Annotated in this window: 17 protein-coding genes; 7 read left to right on the top strand and 10 right to left on the bottom strand. The window is 54.4% G+C overall.

Annotated features, from left to right (window positions below; translation table 11 throughout):
• Positions 1-23: 23 nt before the first annotated feature.
• Positions 24-1,727, bottom strand: coding sequence for a SulP family inorganic anion transporter (locus ACUTSW_RS02305; protein ID WP_041416973.1), 1,704 nt, complete (start codon positions 1,725-1,727; stop codon positions 24-26).
• A gap of 234 nt (positions 1,728-1,961) precedes the next feature.
• Between ACUTSW_RS02305 and ACUTSW_RS02300 the strand changes: the two genes are divergently transcribed.
• Both ACUTSW_RS02300 and yciA read left to right on the top strand, forming a co-directional pair.
• Positions 1,962-2,501 carry a septation protein A gene (locus ACUTSW_RS02300; RefSeq protein ID WP_006325764.1) on the top strand — a complete coding sequence of 180 codons (540 nt, stop codon included), beginning with the start codon at positions 1,962-1,964 and terminating at the stop codon, positions 2,499-2,501.
• Positions 2,502-2,576: 75 nt separating this feature from the next.
• The gene (gene yciA, locus ACUTSW_RS02295) at positions 2,577-3,005 is read left to right on the top strand and encodes an acyl-CoA thioester hydrolase YciA (protein ID WP_004945276.1); all 429 of its coding nucleotides are present in this window, start codon (positions 2,577-2,579) and stop codon (positions 3,003-3,005) included.
• Between the two features lie 64 nt (positions 3,006-3,069).
• On the opposite strand, the gene tonB is transcribed toward yciA, so the two are convergent.
• Both tonB and ACUTSW_RS02285 read right to left on the bottom strand, forming a co-directional pair.
• Positions 3,070-3,810 carry a TonB system transport protein TonB gene (gene tonB, locus ACUTSW_RS02290; protein ID WP_004945279.1) on the bottom strand — a complete coding sequence of 247 codons (741 nt, stop codon included), beginning with the start codon at positions 3,808-3,810 and terminating at the stop codon, positions 3,070-3,072.
• Positions 3,811-4,047: 237 nt separating this feature from the next.
• Entirely contained in the window at positions 4,048-4,701 is a 654-nt protein-coding gene (locus ACUTSW_RS02285; RefSeq protein WP_445583557.1) for an epoxyqueuosine reductase QueH, read from the bottom strand.
• 181 nt (positions 4,702-4,882) lie between these two features.
• Between ACUTSW_RS02285 and ACUTSW_RS02280 the strand changes: the two genes are divergently transcribed.
• Entirely contained in the window at positions 4,883-5,179 is a 297-nt protein-coding gene (locus ACUTSW_RS02280; RefSeq protein WP_445583556.1) for a YciI family protein, read from the top strand.
• A 332-nt stretch (positions 5,180-5,511) separates the two neighbouring features.
• Positions 5,512-5,724 (top strand): KTSC domain-containing protein, encoded by a 213-nt coding sequence (locus ACUTSW_RS02275; protein ID WP_006325768.1) that lies wholly within the window; start codon positions 5,512-5,514, stop codon positions 5,722-5,724.
• Between the two features lie 73 nt (positions 5,725-5,797).
• Here ACUTSW_RS02275 and ACUTSW_RS02270 read toward each other — a convergent pair whose 3' ends face one another.
• Positions 5,798-6,373 carry a TetR/AcrR family transcriptional regulator gene (locus ACUTSW_RS02270; RefSeq protein ID WP_197930898.1) on the bottom strand — a complete coding sequence of 192 codons (576 nt, stop codon included), beginning with the start codon at positions 6,371-6,373 and terminating at the stop codon, positions 5,798-5,800.
• 124 nt (positions 6,374-6,497) lie between these two features.
• Between ACUTSW_RS02270 and ACUTSW_RS02265 the strand changes: the two genes are divergently transcribed.
• Complete coding sequence (locus ACUTSW_RS02265) at positions 6,498-7,973, top strand: MFS transporter (RefSeq protein ID WP_445583555.1); 1,476 nt, start codon at positions 6,498-6,500, stop codon at positions 7,971-7,973.
• 121 nt (positions 7,974-8,094) lie between these two features.
• Here the strand turns inward: ACUTSW_RS02265 and ACUTSW_RS02260 are convergent, their stop codons facing one another.
• Complete coding sequence (locus ACUTSW_RS02260) at positions 8,095-8,271, bottom strand: YciY family protein (protein WP_004945296.1); 177 nt, start codon at positions 8,269-8,271, stop codon at positions 8,095-8,097.
• A gap of 253 nt (positions 8,272-8,524) precedes the next feature.
• Between ACUTSW_RS02260 and cls the strand changes: the two genes are divergently transcribed.
• Positions 8,525-9,985 carry a cardiolipin synthase gene (gene cls / locus ACUTSW_RS02255; RefSeq protein WP_013813202.1) on the top strand — a complete coding sequence of 487 codons (1,461 nt, stop codon included), beginning with the start codon at positions 8,525-8,527 and terminating at the stop codon, positions 9,983-9,985.
• 56 nt (positions 9,986-10,041) lie between these two features.
• Positions 10,042-10,365, top strand: coding sequence for an HI1450 family dsDNA-mimic protein (locus tag ACUTSW_RS02250; RefSeq protein ID WP_004945300.1), 324 nt, complete (start codon positions 10,042-10,044; stop codon positions 10,363-10,365).
• Positions 10,366-10,458: 93 nt separating this feature from the next.
• On the opposite strand, the gene oppF is transcribed toward ACUTSW_RS02250, so the two are convergent.
• The 5 genes from oppF to oppA form a co-directional block, all read right to left on the bottom strand.
• Complete coding sequence (gene oppF, locus ACUTSW_RS02245; RefSeq protein WP_020439159.1) at positions 10,459-11,460, bottom strand: murein tripeptide/oligopeptide ABC transporter ATP binding protein OppF; 1,002 nt, start codon at positions 11,458-11,460, stop codon at positions 10,459-10,461.
• On the bottom strand, positions 11,457-12,473 hold the full coding sequence (locus ACUTSW_RS02240) for an ABC transporter ATP-binding protein (RefSeq protein ID WP_004945304.1): 1,017 nt from the start codon (positions 12,471-12,473) through the stop codon (positions 11,457-11,459). Before ACUTSW_RS02240 ends, oppF begins: the two co-directional genes overlap by 4 nt.
• 11 nt (positions 12,474-12,484) lie before the next feature.
• On the bottom strand, positions 12,485-13,393 hold the full coding sequence (gene oppC / locus ACUTSW_RS02235) for an oligopeptide ABC transporter permease OppC (protein WP_004945306.1): 909 nt from the start codon (positions 13,391-13,393) through the stop codon (positions 12,485-12,487).
• Between the two features lie 14 nt (positions 13,394-13,407).
• On the bottom strand, positions 13,408-14,328 hold the full coding sequence (oppB, locus tag ACUTSW_RS02230) for an oligopeptide ABC transporter permease OppB (protein ID WP_311992390.1): 921 nt from the start codon (positions 14,326-14,328) through the stop codon (positions 13,408-13,410).
• Between the two features lie 83 nt (positions 14,329-14,411).
• Entirely contained in the window at positions 14,412-16,049 is a 1,638-nt protein-coding gene (gene oppA / locus ACUTSW_RS02225; protein WP_445583554.1) for an oligopeptide ABC transporter substrate-binding protein OppA, read from the bottom strand.
• Positions 16,050-16,176 lie beyond the last annotated feature (127 nt).

Raw genomic sequence — 16,176 nt, 5'->3', positions numbered from 1 at the left:
ACGCCTCGGCGTGCCCTTTTTGCTTATGGAACCGCAGCCGTCTCAGCCTGTTCCTTACTTTGAATCAGCTTCAACGCCAGATACAAATCCGGCACCAGAATCAATTCCCGATCGCGTCCCAGCCGATTGATGCGGAACCAACGCGTCAGCTCGGTTCGCCTCCCTGCCAACACCAGCTTAACGTTACGCTGTAACAGATCGCGCTTCAGCTCATCTATCGCCGCCAGAACGCTGATATCCGCGTGGGTAAAGCTGGCGACAGCATCCACCACCACCCAACGCGGCTGAAATGGTGTACTGTCCACCAAATTCAGGATCCGGCGCTTGAAGTACGCCACGTTAAAATAGGTTAACGGCGAGTTGAAGCGGTACATCATCACGCCGGGTACCGCTTTAACGCCGTTGTTGTTGCCCATCGAGTGGATCATGCCCTCGTCGTTCACACCCAGCAACTGCTCCGTCGGACGAAATACCGTGCGCAGGAACTGCATCAGCCCCAGCAATACCGCCAGGCCGATACCGCTGATCACCCCCACCAGCAGCACGCACAAGAAGGTGAACATGGCCAACCGGAAGGCCTGCGCATTGCGGCGGCGCATAATCCAGATGCCCCGAAAATCCAGCAACGACCAGGCGGCATACATCAGCACTACGCCTAACCCCGCTACCGGAATAAACTGCAGCGGCGCCATCAGGAACAACAGCACGAAAGCAATCACCCCCGCTGCAATGATCGACACCAATTGACTCTTGCCGCCGTTGGCATCGTTAACCGCAGTACGGGAATCCGCCCCGCTGATGGCAAACCCCTGCGAAAGCGCCGAAACGATATTCACCAACCCCAGCGCGCGGAACTCAGCGTCGGCGTTCACCTCATAGCCATTCTTTGCCGCAAAACTGCGCGCAGTCAGCATCATGCTGACAAAACTCACTACCGCCAGGTTGAGTGCCGGGATCACCATGTCTCGCAGCAACCCTGGCTGGAAATCCGGCCACTGGACTATCGGTAATACGTCGCTAAACCCCCCCACCGTCACTACGCCATGCCGTTGTAACCCGCCTATCCAGGTGACGAAAGCCGCCAATACGATGGCAAACAACGGTGCCGGCCAGTTAGGGCGCCATTTTTTAAATCCCAGCAGCGTGACCAGCGTCAACAGCGACACCGCCATGGTCAGCCAGTCGCTGTGCATCAGGTTGCCCGGCAGCGCGTAAATGCGCTCAATCAACTGCGCAGGGTGAACGCCAAAACCGAGAACCTTGCCGATCTGATCGACCATGATAGTGATCGCCACACCGTTCAGCAGCCCGCTGAGTATCGGCCGGGAGAGCAGATCCGCCAGTGCGCCCAGTTTGAAACGGCTAGCCAACAGGCACCAGGCGCCCATCATTGCCGTCATCATAATGGTGAGTTGCCAGTGCCGCTCCATATTACCCGCAGCCAGCGGCGTCACTACTGCGGCTATCACTGCACAGGTGGCTGCGTCCGGCCCGACAATAAGCTGGCGCGACGATCCGAAAAACGCGTAGGCGACCATCGGCAAAATACAGGAGTACAGCCCCACCACCGGGCTGACCCCGGCCAGCTCGGCGTAAGCGATCGCCACCGGCAATGCCACCGCAGCTACGGAGAGCCCGGCGCGTATATCCGGTTTAAGCCAACTGCGTTGATACCCTAATAAATGCGTCAAACCAGGCGTCAACGCCTGGAGAGATTTCCACTGCATAAACTGTTTTCCGTTATAAATTATCCGTCTATTATTACGCGTATCATGAGATGCCAGGGCCGCGCTGGCAATCGGCCCACCACGAAGTCGCGACCTCAATCGTAAGTTTATGCAAATTCCTGCTTTCATGGCAGAAATCCGGCCCCCAAACGCCGATAATCAGCGCTTCCCAGCGGTACACAGAGCCCGCCGAATCCGGTATAGTCGGGCGATGAACAGATGATGGATTGATTTATGAAGCAGTTTCTTGATTTCCTCCCGTTAATTGTCTTTTTTGCTTTTTATAAGCTCTACGATATCTACGTCGCTTCCGGCGCGTTGATTGTCGCTACCGCACTGGCGCTGGTGTTCACCTGGATCAAATACCGCAAGGTCGAGAAGATGACGCTGATCACCTTCCTGATGGTGCTGGTGTTCGGCACCCTAACGCTGGTATTCCATAACGATTTGTTTATCAAATGGAAAGTCACGGTCATCTATACCCTGTTTGCGTTGGCGTTGCTGATCAGCCAACTGGTGCTCAAGAAGCCGCTGGTTCAGCGCATGCTGGGTAAAGAGCTGACGCTGCCGGACAAAGTGTGGAGCAACCTCAACCTGGCCTGGGCGGTATTCTTCCTGGTCTGTGGCCTGGCGAATATCTACGTCGCCTTCTGGCTGCCGCAAAGCGTTTGGGTTAACTTTAAAGTGTTCGGCCTGACGGCGCTGACGCTGGTGTTTACCCTGCTCAGCGGTATTTATATTTATCGGCACATGCCGGAAGAACAGAAAAAATAGTTACAAAATTGTTAATGCCCGTAGCGCTTGCTGCGGGCAGTATAATGAAAACCCTTCTTTGATAAGCAGACGGCTATGACTCAACAACGACCTTTACCCAGTGGCGAAATGGTGCTGCGTACTCTGGCAATGCCGGCAGATACCAATGCCAACGGTGATATTTTTGGCGGCTGGCTAATGTCGCAAATGGACATTGGCGGCGCTATTCAGGCGAAAGAAATTGCCGAAGGACGCGTAGTGACAGTGCGTGTCGATGGTATGACCTTCCTGAAACCGGTCGCAGTGGGTGATGTGGTTTGCTGCTATGCGCAGTGTATCCGTACCGGCCGCAGTTCGATCACCATCAATATAGAAGTGTGGGTAAAGAAAGTGTCCTCCGCGCCTATCGGCCAGCGCTACCGTGCAACCGAGGCGGTATTTACTTATGTGGCGGTGGACGATGAGGGCAATTCACGCGCCCTGCCCGATGGCAAAATGAACTTCCGCGTCGGCTTTGAAGAATAACTGAAATGCAGGCAGCAAAAAGGGTCGCTTCGGCGACCCTTTTCTATTGGCGCCAACGTCGATATCAGTCCATCTCCGTGGTGCCGTTTATTTTAAAGCGGATATTAACGACGCGATCTTTCGCTTCCTTGGCTTCGTAACGCCACTTGCGCAATGCCTGTTTCACTTCACGCTCGAACATATTGCGTGGTTCCGCAGACAGGATACGCACGTTGGTCACGCGGCCGTCGCTGTCGATATCAAATTGAACCCGCACACTGCCTTCAATCTGCAAGGCTCTGGCGCGCGGTGGGTAGATCGGATCTGCACGGCTGATTGGCTTCGGCCCCACATCACGCGAATTGCCCTGAACCGGCGCTGAAGGCGCTTGCTTCACCGGCGCTTTGTCGACTGGCTTGGCCGGCTCGTTGTTTTCAAACGGCGATGGCTCGCGCGGCTCGGTTTTCTGCGGTTCGCGTTTGACCGTTTTTTCGACCTTCGGCTTCGGTTTCGGCTTCGGTTTGGGTTTTACCGGCTCAGGCTTCAGTATCGCCTTTGGCGGTGGCTCTGGCAGCGGTTCCGGCTCTGGTTCCGGTTCCGGTTCCACCTGCGGTTCTGGCTCAGCAGGCGCGGGCGGCGGCGGCTCGGCCATTGCCGCGGTATTGACCATCATGACGCTGATCGGCGCATCCTCTGGTTTCGGCAACTCCATGACTTCATTGACAGAAGCATAGAGCAAGCTCGCCACCAAGGCGCTATGTAAGCCAACGGACAGGACAATCGGCACTGATAAACGGCGATTAAGGAACATCTTTTTTAGCGGCATAATGATTCTGTTTCCTCTGGTTCGCCAAGTTTAAATGCAAATAGCAATCATATTCAATAACGAATGGCAAACTATCGCTTTAATCGTCATTATTCATTGCTAAAACCTGTAAACTCATGGGGATATTAACCTTTTATTTGCATTTTTACTGAGGATTTCACACGCTCTATTAACCTGATTTATCGCGACAAAAACAAAAAAACCCGCCGTAGCGGGTCATTCGTCACCAATGCGGCGTTATTCTTCATCACCGTAATACAGCACGCCCAATTTGATCAGTGGCCGCGCCTGCGCTTTGCGATGCAGGTTGGTATCACGCAACGAATAGACACAGCCACAGTATTCTTGCTGGTAGAAGCGTTCGCGCTTGCTGATTTCTATCATTCGCGATGCGCCGCCTTTTTTGCGCCAGTTGTAATCCCAATACTGCAGGTCAGGATATTTTTCTGCCGCGCGCACACCGCAATCGGTGATTTGCTGCATATTCTTCCAGCGGGAAATACCCAGCGAACTGGAGATGGTGTCGTAGCCGTTTTCATGTGCGTACAACGCGGTGCGCTCAAAACGCATGTCGAAACACATGGTGCAACGGATCCCACGCTCTGGCTCGTTTTCCATGCCTTTGGCGCGGGCAAACCAGTTATCGGTATCGTAATCGGCGTCAATAATGGGTATCCCGTGCTGCTCGGCAAAGCGAATGTTCTCCTCCTTGCGCAGCAGATACTCTTTTTGCGGGTGAATATTCGGGTTATAGAAAAAGATGGCGTATTCGATGCCGGAGGCCTGAATGGCTTCCATCACCTCACCGGAACAAGGCGCACAGCAGGAGTGCAGCAACAGCTTGCTTTTGCCCTCAGGCAAGTCGAGTTTATCCCTAACCAGTTCCGTCATTTCCTCACCTCTCACACAGGGGTTCAATTCATCGCGCGGCCGCACTATACGAATAAAAACTAGCTGCTTCAAGGCATAAGCGCCAGCTAGAGGTAAATTCCCCCTGCCAGGCATTCCCTTGGCTCGTCTTTTGCGCTACCTTGAATCACCCCTTTTATACTAATGATTTTAAAGGTGAAACATGCTTTATCTGATCTACGCGCAGGACGTCCCCAACTCATTGGAAAACCGTCTGTCGGTGCGGCCGGCGCATTTGGCACGCCTGCAGGCGCTGCGGGATGAAGGCCGTCTGGTGCTTGCCGGCCCAAACCCGGCTATCGACAGCAACGATCCGGGTAGTGCGGGCTTCAGCGGCTCTACGGTGATTGCGGAATTCGCCTCGCTGGCGGATGCCCAAACCTGGGCTGAACAGGATCCCTACGTCGCTGCCGGCGTTTATGGTGACGTAACGGTAAAACCTTTTAAGCAAGTATTTTAGATAGTTATCAAATAAACCTGTTGCTTTCCATTATAACGGGTTGCACTGCTACAATTACGGGTCACGTTAGGTGGTCCGTGACTTGTTTCTCCACTCGTCTCAGAATGAACAACACCGTAAAAAAAAGCCAGCACGGAGTGGCTGGCTAAAGGGGTCTTCGAGGGAATATCTTATGAGATAACCCTACGCTTTCCTCTTTGGCCCCGCCAGCTATCGGTGCGATAGCTTTCCTCATAAAGCGAAGCGTATGGCGGCGCATTCCAGCTTCTGGTATGGTTAACGGGCAGCCTATAACCATATAAATAATAATGAATTAACAGAGGGGAGTATACTTGCAGCGACAACCGGTTTCATCTTCAAGAATTATATCAATAGGCTATGATGAAACTGCTCAGGTTCTGGAAATCCAGTTTCGTGATGCAGGGATCTATCAATATATCGGGGTTCCCAATCGAATCTACCAGGACTTTGTCGTGGTGGTTTCGAAAGGCAGATTTTATGACGGCGTCATAAAGGGCAAATACCTGTGCCGTAAAACAGGGTAACCGACCAGGCCGATATCAACCCGGCCTGCGCGCCAACCCCGAACGGTATCGGGGTTAAGGTGACTTTCGCATATTACTTCGATGCCGGATCCTCTGCAGCCGTTTGGCTTTGCGCCAGAATCAGTGCCTGCATATCCGTAAACATAGCGTCCCATTCTTGCTGGTCGATATTCATCAAACCAAAAAAACGCAGCATAAATGCCCCTTCGGTGGCCAGAAAAGCCAGCCGCGCGCGCCTTCCCTGCTCAGTGGTCAAATCCAGACCGGCAATCCGGCTGCGGTACCATTCACGCGTGCTGTCCAGATGCTCCGGCGTTTGAATCAGCGTCGCCATCAACCCCGCAGCCTTGGCGCTGGAGGCCTGATCGGAACTTCTGGTCGCCTGCATATGCGCCTGCACGGCGGTGATCGCCGAGGGGTTCTCCCCGGCAATCGCGTCGAACAGAGTGTCATACGCCTTGCCCCAGCGTTCAAACATCGCATCAATCAACGCATCTTTACTGCCGAAGCAGTATTGCACTCCGCCTTTGGAGATCCCCATCGCTTTTGCGACGGAATCAATGGTCAGTCCGGCGGCGCCCTGGTTGGCGACAATCTCTTCGGCCGCATCCAGAACTTTGTCACGATCGATGCTGCGTTGACGTCCCATTGATAGACCTCTCTTTTCAATACGTACGTATGGATATATATTATGACCAGTATACCACCAGTGGAGACTGGGGTTTACCTTCTGGCTGCGCATCCGCGCCGGCCGCATTTTTTGGAATAATATTATGTTCGTAAACAACCGCTGGTTGATCCTGGCCTTAATCTCCAGCGCACTATTTCTGATCGTTATCGACATGACGGTGTTATACACCGCCTTGCCGCGGCTGACGCAGGCGCTGGATGCCAATGCGTCACAAAAATTGTGGATCGTAAACGCTTACCCGTTGGTGGTTGCAGGTCTGTTGCCTGGCGCAGGCATGCTGAGCGATCGCGTCGGTCATAAGCGCCTGTTTATGGCCGGATTGCCGGTTTTTGCCACCGCCTCACTTTGCGCTGCTTTTTCGCCCACGGCAGAATGGCTGATTGCTGCACGCGCATTCCTTGCCGTAGGTGCCGCCATGATGATGCCGGCAACCCTGTCCATCGTCCGTCATATCTTTACCGACGAACGCGAGCGTGCGCTGGCTATTGGCATCTGGGCGGCGGTAGCCTCCAGTGCCGCCGCGCTGGGGCCCGTGGTCGGCGGGGTGCTGCTGGAATATTTCTGGTGGGGGTCGGTGTTTCTGATCAACGTGCCGGTGGTAATGTTGGTACTGCCGCTGGCATGGCGATTGATACCGCACTGCGGCGGAGAGAATACGCGCCCTTACGACATCATAGGCTCGGTACAAATCATGATCGGCCTGGTGGGCAGCATCTATGCGCTGAAAGAATTGAGCAAAACGGCACCTTCGTTTATTGCGTTAGCGATGGCCGCGGCGCTCGGCATTGTCTCTCTTGTCTTTTTTGTGCGCCGCCAAAGGCAAACGCAATACCCGATGATCGACTTCACGCTGTTCCAAAACCGGCTGTTTGCCGGTGGCGTCGGCGTCGCCTTGCTCTCGATGATAGCGCTGATAGGCGTGGAACTGGTTCTGAGTCAACGCCTGCAACTGGTTCTCGATCTGAGCCCATTGCAAGCCGCGCTATTTATTTTGCCGATCCCGCTGGCCTCCGTGCTGGCCGGGCCGCTGACTGGCTTATTCCTGCCCCGCTACGGCGAACGCCGCATGATGCTCGGCAGTTTTATGCTGACCGGTTTCGGGATCGCAGGTCTCGCCCTGTTCTATCAAAGCAGCGTTTTATTGCAATTGGTTTGCCTGTGTATCACTGGTTTTGGCGTCGGTGGCGCCATTACCGCCGCATCCACCGCCATCATGTTGAATGCGCCTGAAGAGAAGTCCGGCATGGCGGCGTCGATTGAAGACGTTTCCTATGAACTGGGCGGGGTTTTGGGTATCACCCTGCTCGGCGGGCTAATGACTGCCGTCTATAGCCACAGTTTGACGTTGCCGGGCAGTTTGCCGGTGAGCGACATCGCCTATGACAGCATTGATGAAGCTCTACGACTGGCCGCCACTCTGGCCACCGATCAGGCTGAACAGCTAAAACAACTGGCGCGCATGGCTTTCGACCGGGCATTTATCGCGGTACTGATAGCGGCAGCGCTATTAATGGTGCTGGGGGCAGGCATGGCGAAATGGACTTTAGGCAAGAAGTGATAACGCTCTGAATCAGGGAGCGTTTGTCGCCGAGGAATACAAGGGCGTATCCCATAATACCCCCAGGCTTAAAGGCAACTTTTTCATCGAATTCACAGTCCCTGCCGGGACTGTTTTCGTTTTACCACTCGTAGGCGACCACAAACAGCAATGCGCGCCGGTGCTGGTCATCCAGGCGACGTCGCACCCGAATAATGTGCCGGTTGCTGCATGACTGGCGCTCCAGCCAGCGATGCCTGCGGCGCTGACTCTGCCGCAGCATCCGCCAACGGCCCACCTCGTTTCTACTGCGTCTCATCGTTTCGTCACTCGTCCGTCAAATGCCAACGGCGGGCATTATAACGCTTTCGCCGTGCGATCCAAGCCGCAGTTCGTCGCACTTTCACGCCGCCAAGCGACGCGATGGCCGGATAAAAATGTTTTTTTCGCTTTCAGCAAGTGCCTTAAGGCAATCATATTTATGCAACATAAGCGCCGAGAAAAGGTTCCCCCTTTACCATTCTGTGCGTACACTCATTGTTGGTGGTTTGCGAACAGGATTTTTCGCCTTTATGACAACATTTTATACCGTAATCAGTTGGCTCATGGTGTTCGGTTACTGGCTGCTTATCGCCGGGGTCACGCTACGTATTCTAATGAAACGTCGCGCTGTACCTTCAGCCATGGCCTGGCTGTTGGTTATCTATATTCTGCCGTTATTCGGTATCGTGGCCTATTTATCTTTCGGCGAATTGCATTTAGGCAAACGTCGCGCCGAACGAGCCAAAGCGATGTGGCCCTCGACTGCTCGCTGGCTCAGCGAATTAAAAGAGAGCCAACGGATCTTCGCTACGGAATACAGCGAGGTTGCCAGGCCTCTGTTCCAGTTGTGCGATCGTCGCCAGGGTATTGATGGCGTTAAGGGCAATCAACTGCAATTGCTCACCACCACAGACTCGACGATGAAGGCCCTGATCCGCGATATCGAGCTGGCACGCCATAATATTGAGATGGTGTTCTATATCTGGCAACCCGGCGGGCTGGTGGATCAAGTCGCCGAATCGCTGATGGCTGCCGCGCGACGCGGCGTGCACTGCCGGGTGATGCTGGACTCTGCCGGCAGCCTGCAGTTTTTCCGCAGCCCTTATCCGGGCATGATGCGCAATGCCGGCATCGAGGTGGTAGAAGCGCTCAAGGTTAACCTGTTCCGCGTGTTCCTGCGCCGAATGGATTTACGCCAGCACCGCAAAGTCATCCTGATCGACAATTACATCGCCTATACCGGCAGTATGAATATGGTCGATCCGCGTTATTTCAAACAGGGCGCAGGCGTCGGCCAATGGATCGATCTGATGGCGCGTATGGAAGGCCCGGTCGCCAGCACCATGGGTATCGTTTATGCCTGTGACTGGGAGATTGAAACCGGCAAACGCATTCTGCCGCCGCCGCCCGATGTCAATATCATGCCGTTCGAACAAGAAAGCGGCCACACCATTCAGGTTATCGCCTCCGGCCCCGGCTTCCCGGATGAGATGATCCATCAGGCGTTGCTGACCGCCGTGTACTCTGCGCGTGAGCAATTGATCATGACAACGCCCTATTTCGTGCCGAGCGACGATCTGCTGCATGCCATTTGCACCGCCGCGCTGCGTGGCGTTGAAGTCAGCATCATCGTGCCGCGCGACAACGATTCAACGATGGTACGCTGGGCCAGCCGTTCCTTCTTTTCCGAATTACTCGAGGCCGGCGTGCACATCCATCAGTTTGAAGGCGGCCTGCTGCATACCAAGAGCGTACTGGTCGATGGGCAACTCAGCCTGGTAGGCACGGTGAATCTGGACATGCGCAGCCTGTGGTTGAACTTTGAAATCACCCTGGTCATCGACGATGACGGCTTCGGCAGCGATCTGGCCTGCGTGCAGGATGACTATATCGCCCGCTCACAGTTGCTGAACGCCCAAGAGTGGCAGAAACGGCCGTTCTGGCACCGTATTGTCGAACGCCTGTTCTACTTTTTCAGCCCGCTGCTATAAAAGCCGCGTCGGGCATGGTTTAATAACGCCAAATCATTTTTGATCAGGATTTTTTTATGGATTTGAATAACCGCCTTACCGAAGACGAAACGCTGGAACAGGCTTATGACATCTTTCTGGAATTGGCCGGCGACAATCTGGATCCGGCGGATATCCTGCTGTTCAACCTGCAATTTGAGGAACGCGGCGGCGCCGAGCTGTATGATCCGGCGGAAGACTGGTCGGAACATGTGGATTTTGACCTGAACCCGGACTTTTTTGCCGAAGTGGTCATTGGTCTCGCGGACAGCGATGGCGAACCGATCAACGACGTGTTTGCCCGCGTATTGCTCTGCCGTGAGAAAGACCACAAGCTGTGCCACATTTTGTGGAAAGAATAAGCGCCCTGCTTGCATGAAAAAACCCGCCAACGTTGGCGGGTTTTTTGTTGGTGATGCAGCGAACAATGCTGCGGCTTGAAGACGACGGGTAAATTATAAAGGATCGACTTTCAGGCACGACACCGCATGGCGGAAACTCCCCTCCAGCAGCGGCCGGGTTTTGGCGCATTCAGGCCCGGCAATCGGGCAGCGAGTGCGGAACACGCAGCCTGAAGGCGGGTTGATCGGCGAAGGCAATTCCCCTTCCAGCAGTTGGATCTGTTTTTCCCTCTCCTTGTCCGGGTCCGGGATCGGCACTGCCGACATCAGCGCTTTGGTGTAAGGGTGCTGCGGGTTGTGGTACACCTCATCGTAGGTTCCCAACTCCACCGCATGGCCCAGATACATCACCAGCACGCGGTCGGAGATGTGCTTGACGACCGCCAGGTCATGGGCGATGAAGATCAACGACAGCCCCATTTCACGCTGCAGTTGCTGCAACAGGTTGACCACCTGCGCCTGAATCGACACATCCAGTGCAGAAACCGGTTCGTCACAGATCACCAACTTCGGTTCCAGGATCAGCGCACGCGCAATGCCGATACGCTGACACTGACCGCCGGAGAACTCATGCGGATAGCGGTTGATCAAGTTTGGCAACAAGCCTACCTTCAGCATCATCGCCTTCACCTTGTCCTTCACTTCCTGACGCGGCATCTTCGGGTAATAGGTGCGCAACGGTTCGGCGATGATTTCGCCGATGGTCATGCGTGGGTTCAGCGAGGCCAGCGGATCCTGGAAGATCATCTGGATATCGCTGCGCGTTTTGCGCCAGTCGGTATCGCTCATGCCGAGCAGATCCTTACCTAACCAGGCAACGCGCCCGCTGGTGGCTTTCACCAGGCCGATAATGGCGCGTGCGAAGGTCGACTTTCCGCAACCGGACTCGCCAACCACGCCCAGCGTTTCCCCTTCGAACAACCGCAACGTTACGCCGTCGACCGCCTTCAGGGTTTTCGCCGGCTGCCAGAACCACTGTTTGTCATCATGAATGTCGAAGTGCACTTTCAAATCGGCCACTTCGAGCAGCACTTTCTTCTCGGTTACCGCTGTCATACCAACGCCTCCACCGGTTTAAAGCAGGCGCGCAGGCGCCCTTCACCAAACTGCTCCAACGGCGGAGCGCTCGCACATTGTTCCATAGCGAACTGACAACGCGGCTGGAACGGGCAACCTTTCGGCAGACGCAGCAGATTCGGCGGGTTGCCGGGAATGGTCATCAAGGCTTCACCTTCAGCGTCCAAACGCGGTACCGCATTCAGCAGACCGATGGAATATGGGTGGCTCGGGTGATAGAACACATCACGCGCGCTGCCGTATTCCATCGTGCGCCCGGCGTACATGACCAGCACCTTATTACAAATACCGGCCACCACGCCCAAATCGTGGGTGATCATGATAATGGCCGTGTTGAACTCGCGTTTCAGTTCATTCAACAACGTCATAATCTGCGCCTGAACCGTCACATCCAGTGCGGTGGTAGGTTCATCGGCAATCAATAGTTTGGGCCGACACAGCAACGCCATGGCGATCATCACCCGCTGGCGCATACCGCCGGAGAACTCATGCGGATACATGCGCATGCGCTTGCGCGCTTCCGGCATTTTTACCGCATCGAGCATACGCACCGACTCTTCGAAGGCTTCGCTTTTGCTCATTTTTTTATGCAGCATCAGCACTTCCATCAGTTGCTCGCCAACGCGCATATAAGGGTTAAGCGACGTCATCGGATCCTGGAAGATCATCGAAATCTCTTCCGCACGCAGCTTGTTGAGCTGTTTTTCCGGCAGATTGAGGATTTCGCGGCCGTTAAATTTAGCCGATCCGCCAATGCGGCCGTTGCTGGCCAACAGCCCCATCAGCGCGAAAGCGGTCTGGGATTTGCCCGAACCGGACTCACCGACGATGCCCAGCGTTTCACCGGCTCGCAGGTCGAAGTTCAGATCGTTCACTGCCGTCACGTCACCGTCCGGGGTGCCGAAGGTCACGCGCAGGTCTTTTACATCCAGCAACAGCGGCGATTTGGCGACGGCACTGGTTTGCAACTGCGGGTTTTCAATGGTGCTCATGATGGCACTCCTTAACGATCTTTCGGGTCGAGGGCGTCACGCAGACCGTCGCCGATAAAGTTGAAACAAAACAGAGTGACTACCAGGAAACCCGCCGGGAACAGCAGCAACCACGGTGAAACTTCCATCGAGTTGGCGCCGTCGCTGAGCAATGCGCCCCAGCTGCTTAATGGCTCCTGCGTGCCCAGCCCCAGGAAGCTGAGGAAGGATTCGAACAGGATCATGCTCGGCACCAGCAATGAGGCATACACCACCACCACGCCAAGCACGTTAGGCACGATATGGCGCAGTACGATATTTCGGGTTGAAACCCCGCACACCAATGCCGCTTCGATAAATTCTTTACGCTTTAAGCTCAGGGTTTGCCCACGCACAATACGCGCCATATCCAGCCACGACACCATGCCGATTGCCACAAAGATCAGCAGGATGTTTTGACCGAAGAAGGTCACCAGCAGGATCACGAAGAACATAAACGGGAAGGAGTTGAGGATCTCCAGCAAACGCATCATCACCGAGTCGGTCTTGCCGCCCAGATAACCTGACATCGCGCCGTACAGGGTACCGACAATCACCGCCACCAGCGCCGCAGCCACGCCGACCATCAGCGAGATGCGCCCGCCAATCGCCACGCGCACCAACAAATCGCGGCCGGAGGAGTCAGTGCCGAAGTAGTGCGCAGATTCAAGGCTCGGCGCAGCCGACATCATCGCCCAGTCGGTATCGTCATAGGCGAACTGAGACAGCCACGGCGCTACAATCACAAACAGGGTAATCAGCCCCAGCACAAACAGGCTGCTGACCGCCGCACGGTTATGCACAAAGCGGCGACGGGCATCCTGCCACAGGCTGCGCCCTTCCACTTCCAGCTTTTCGCCGAAGTGTTCCAGAGCTTCGCTGTTCTTTTTCGTCAACATCATTTGCGTGCTCCAGCTTAATAACGAATTTTGGGATCGATAACGGCGTACAGCACGTCAACAATCGCGTTAAACAGAATAGTCAGGCCACCTACCAGAATGGTCAGGCTCAATACCAGAGAATAGTCGCGGTTCAGCGCACCGTTAACGAACAGCTGGCCGATGCCCGGCAGGCCATAAATGGTTTCGATCACCATCGAACCGGTGATGATGCCGACAAAGGCAGGCCCCATATAAGAAAGCACCGGCAATAACGCAGGTTTCAAGGCATGACGCAGAATGATGCGGCGCATTGGCAAACCCTTGGCACGGGCTGTACGGATAAAGTTTGAGTGCAGCACTTCAATCATCGATCCGCGCGTAATACGGGCGATACTGGCAATATAGGCCAGCGATAACGCCACCATCGGCAGGATGATAAATTTCGGTGCCCCGCCGTTCCAACCGCCACCCGGCAGCCATTTCAGCGTGATGGCGAAAATCAACACCAGTAACGGCGCCACCACGAAACTGGGGATAACCACCCCGGTCATGGCAAAGCCCATTACCGTATAATCCCATTTGGTATTTTGATTCAGTGCGGCAATGACGCCGGCGCTAACCCCCAATATAACTGCCAGCAAAAACGCGGCCAGGCCCAATTTGGCTGAAACCGGGAAAGAGGCAGCCACCAGATCGTTGACCGAATAATCCTTGTATTTAAAGGACGGGCCAAAATCACCTTGCGCAAGTTGAGCCAGATAATGGCCGTACTGTTTCCAGATAGGATCATTCAAATGGTATTTGGCTTCGATATTGGCCATCACTTCCGGCGGCAATGCACGCTCACCGGTAAAGGGGCTGCCGGGGGCCAAACGCATCATGAAGAATGAAATGGTGATAAGGATAAATAGTGTCGGGATCGCTTCTAACAAGCGACGAAATATAAATTTTAGCATTGCCCTAACCCTGTGCTGCAGCCTGATAACGGCTTATTATTCTCAACATGGGCCGGCGGTTCTCACCGCCGGCGCTTACCGTATCAATGCTTGATGATGTACAGGTTTTTGTCGTACACGTTATCAAGCGGGTCTTGGCCGGTGTAACCGCCAACATAAGGTTTCACCAGACGGGCATTCACATAGTAATAAACCGGAACGATGGCGGAGTCTTTATCCAGCTGAACTTCGGCTTTCTGATACAGTTCGGCACGTTCTTCTTTGGTTTTCGCCGTCAGCACGTTAGCCATCAGCTTGTCGAACTCGGCGCTCTTGTAGTGCGGGGTGTTACTGCTGCTGTCAGACAGCATCATGTTCAGGAACGAGCTAGGTTCGTTGTAGTCCGCACACCAGCCGGCGCGAGATACGTCATAGTTACCCTGATGACGGGTATCCAGGAAGGTTTTCCACTCCTGGTTCACCAGCTTCACATCCACACCCAGGTTTTTCTTCCAGATGGAGGCGGCGGCAATCGCCAGCTTCTTGTGCAGATCTGAGGTGTTGTACAGCAGCGAGAAAGTCAGCGGTTTGCCTGGGCCGTAACCCGCGTCTGCCAGCAGTTTCTTCGCCACTTCGTTGCGTTTTTCCTGCGTCCAACCGAACCATTCCGGCGGAGTCAACTTGGCGCCATCGGTATAAGGCGGCGTGAAGCTGTAGGCAGGCAGGTCACCCTGGTTTTTCACTTTATTGGTGATGATGTCGCGGTCCAGGCCCAGTTTCAGCGCTTCACGTACGCGCTCATCGGTAAACGGCGCTTTCTGGTTGTTGATTTCGTAGTAATAGGTACACAAGTACGGATCAACATGAACTTCTTTCGGGATCTCTTTTTTCAGCTTCTGGAACAGCTCGATCGGCATGTTGTTGTAAGTCATGTCGATTTCGCCGGTACGGTAGCGGTTAACGTCGGTCACTTCCGACGCAATTGGCAGGAACGTGACTTTATTAATGATGGTTTTTGCGTTATCCCAATATTCCGGGTTACGTTCCAGTACGATGCGTTCGTTGACTACCCAGTCTTTCAGTTTATAAGCGCCGTTGCTGACGTAGTTGGCAGGCAGAGTCCACTTCTCGCCATACTTCTCTACGGCGTCTTTAAACACCGGTTTCATCGCGTAGTGCGGAGTCATTTCAACCAGGTAAGGTACCGGCTCGGTCAGGGTAACCTGGAAAGTATGGTCGTCAATGGCTTTCACGCCCAAGGTTGATTTGTCTTTCTTGCCTGCGATGATGTCATCCACGTTTTCTACGTGGGCGTATTGCAGATAGCTGGCATAAGGGGATGCGGTTTTCGGATCCACTACGCGTTGCCAGCTATACACGAAATCTTGCGCCGTTACCGGTTTGCCGTTCGACCATTTCGCGTCTTTACGCAGGTGGAAGGTCCAGACTTTAAAATCCTTGTTATCCCAGCTTTCCGCCACACCCGGCACGATGGACCCATCCAGGCTGTTGTTGGCCAGACCTTCCATCAGATCGCGCGTTACGTTATTTTCCGGCACGCCTTCGATTTTATGCGGATCCAGCGACTGTACTTCCGAACCGTTGTTTTTAACGATCTCTTGTTTATCTGCCAGTTGCACACCTGCGGGCACGACGGCAGCAATTGCGCTGCCGGTTGCTGTGATGCCCAGCGCGGCAATGATGCCGGCGGCAAGGATGGTTTTCTTCGTGATGTTGGTCATTGATATACTCCAGTTTTTTATTATCACAGACTCATCGTGGAGCCTGCGTTGCCCGTGAGCGGACCTTGTTATACCGACTGCAGGTGAACGAATGCGGCAGCCGGCCTTCCCTGTATTACTCCTCGTT

The organism is Serratia sp. TSA_198.1 (assembly GCF_052686505.1).
The sequence above is the reverse complement of the archived record's forward strand: the minus strand, read 5'-3'. Positions and strand labels throughout refer to the sequence as shown.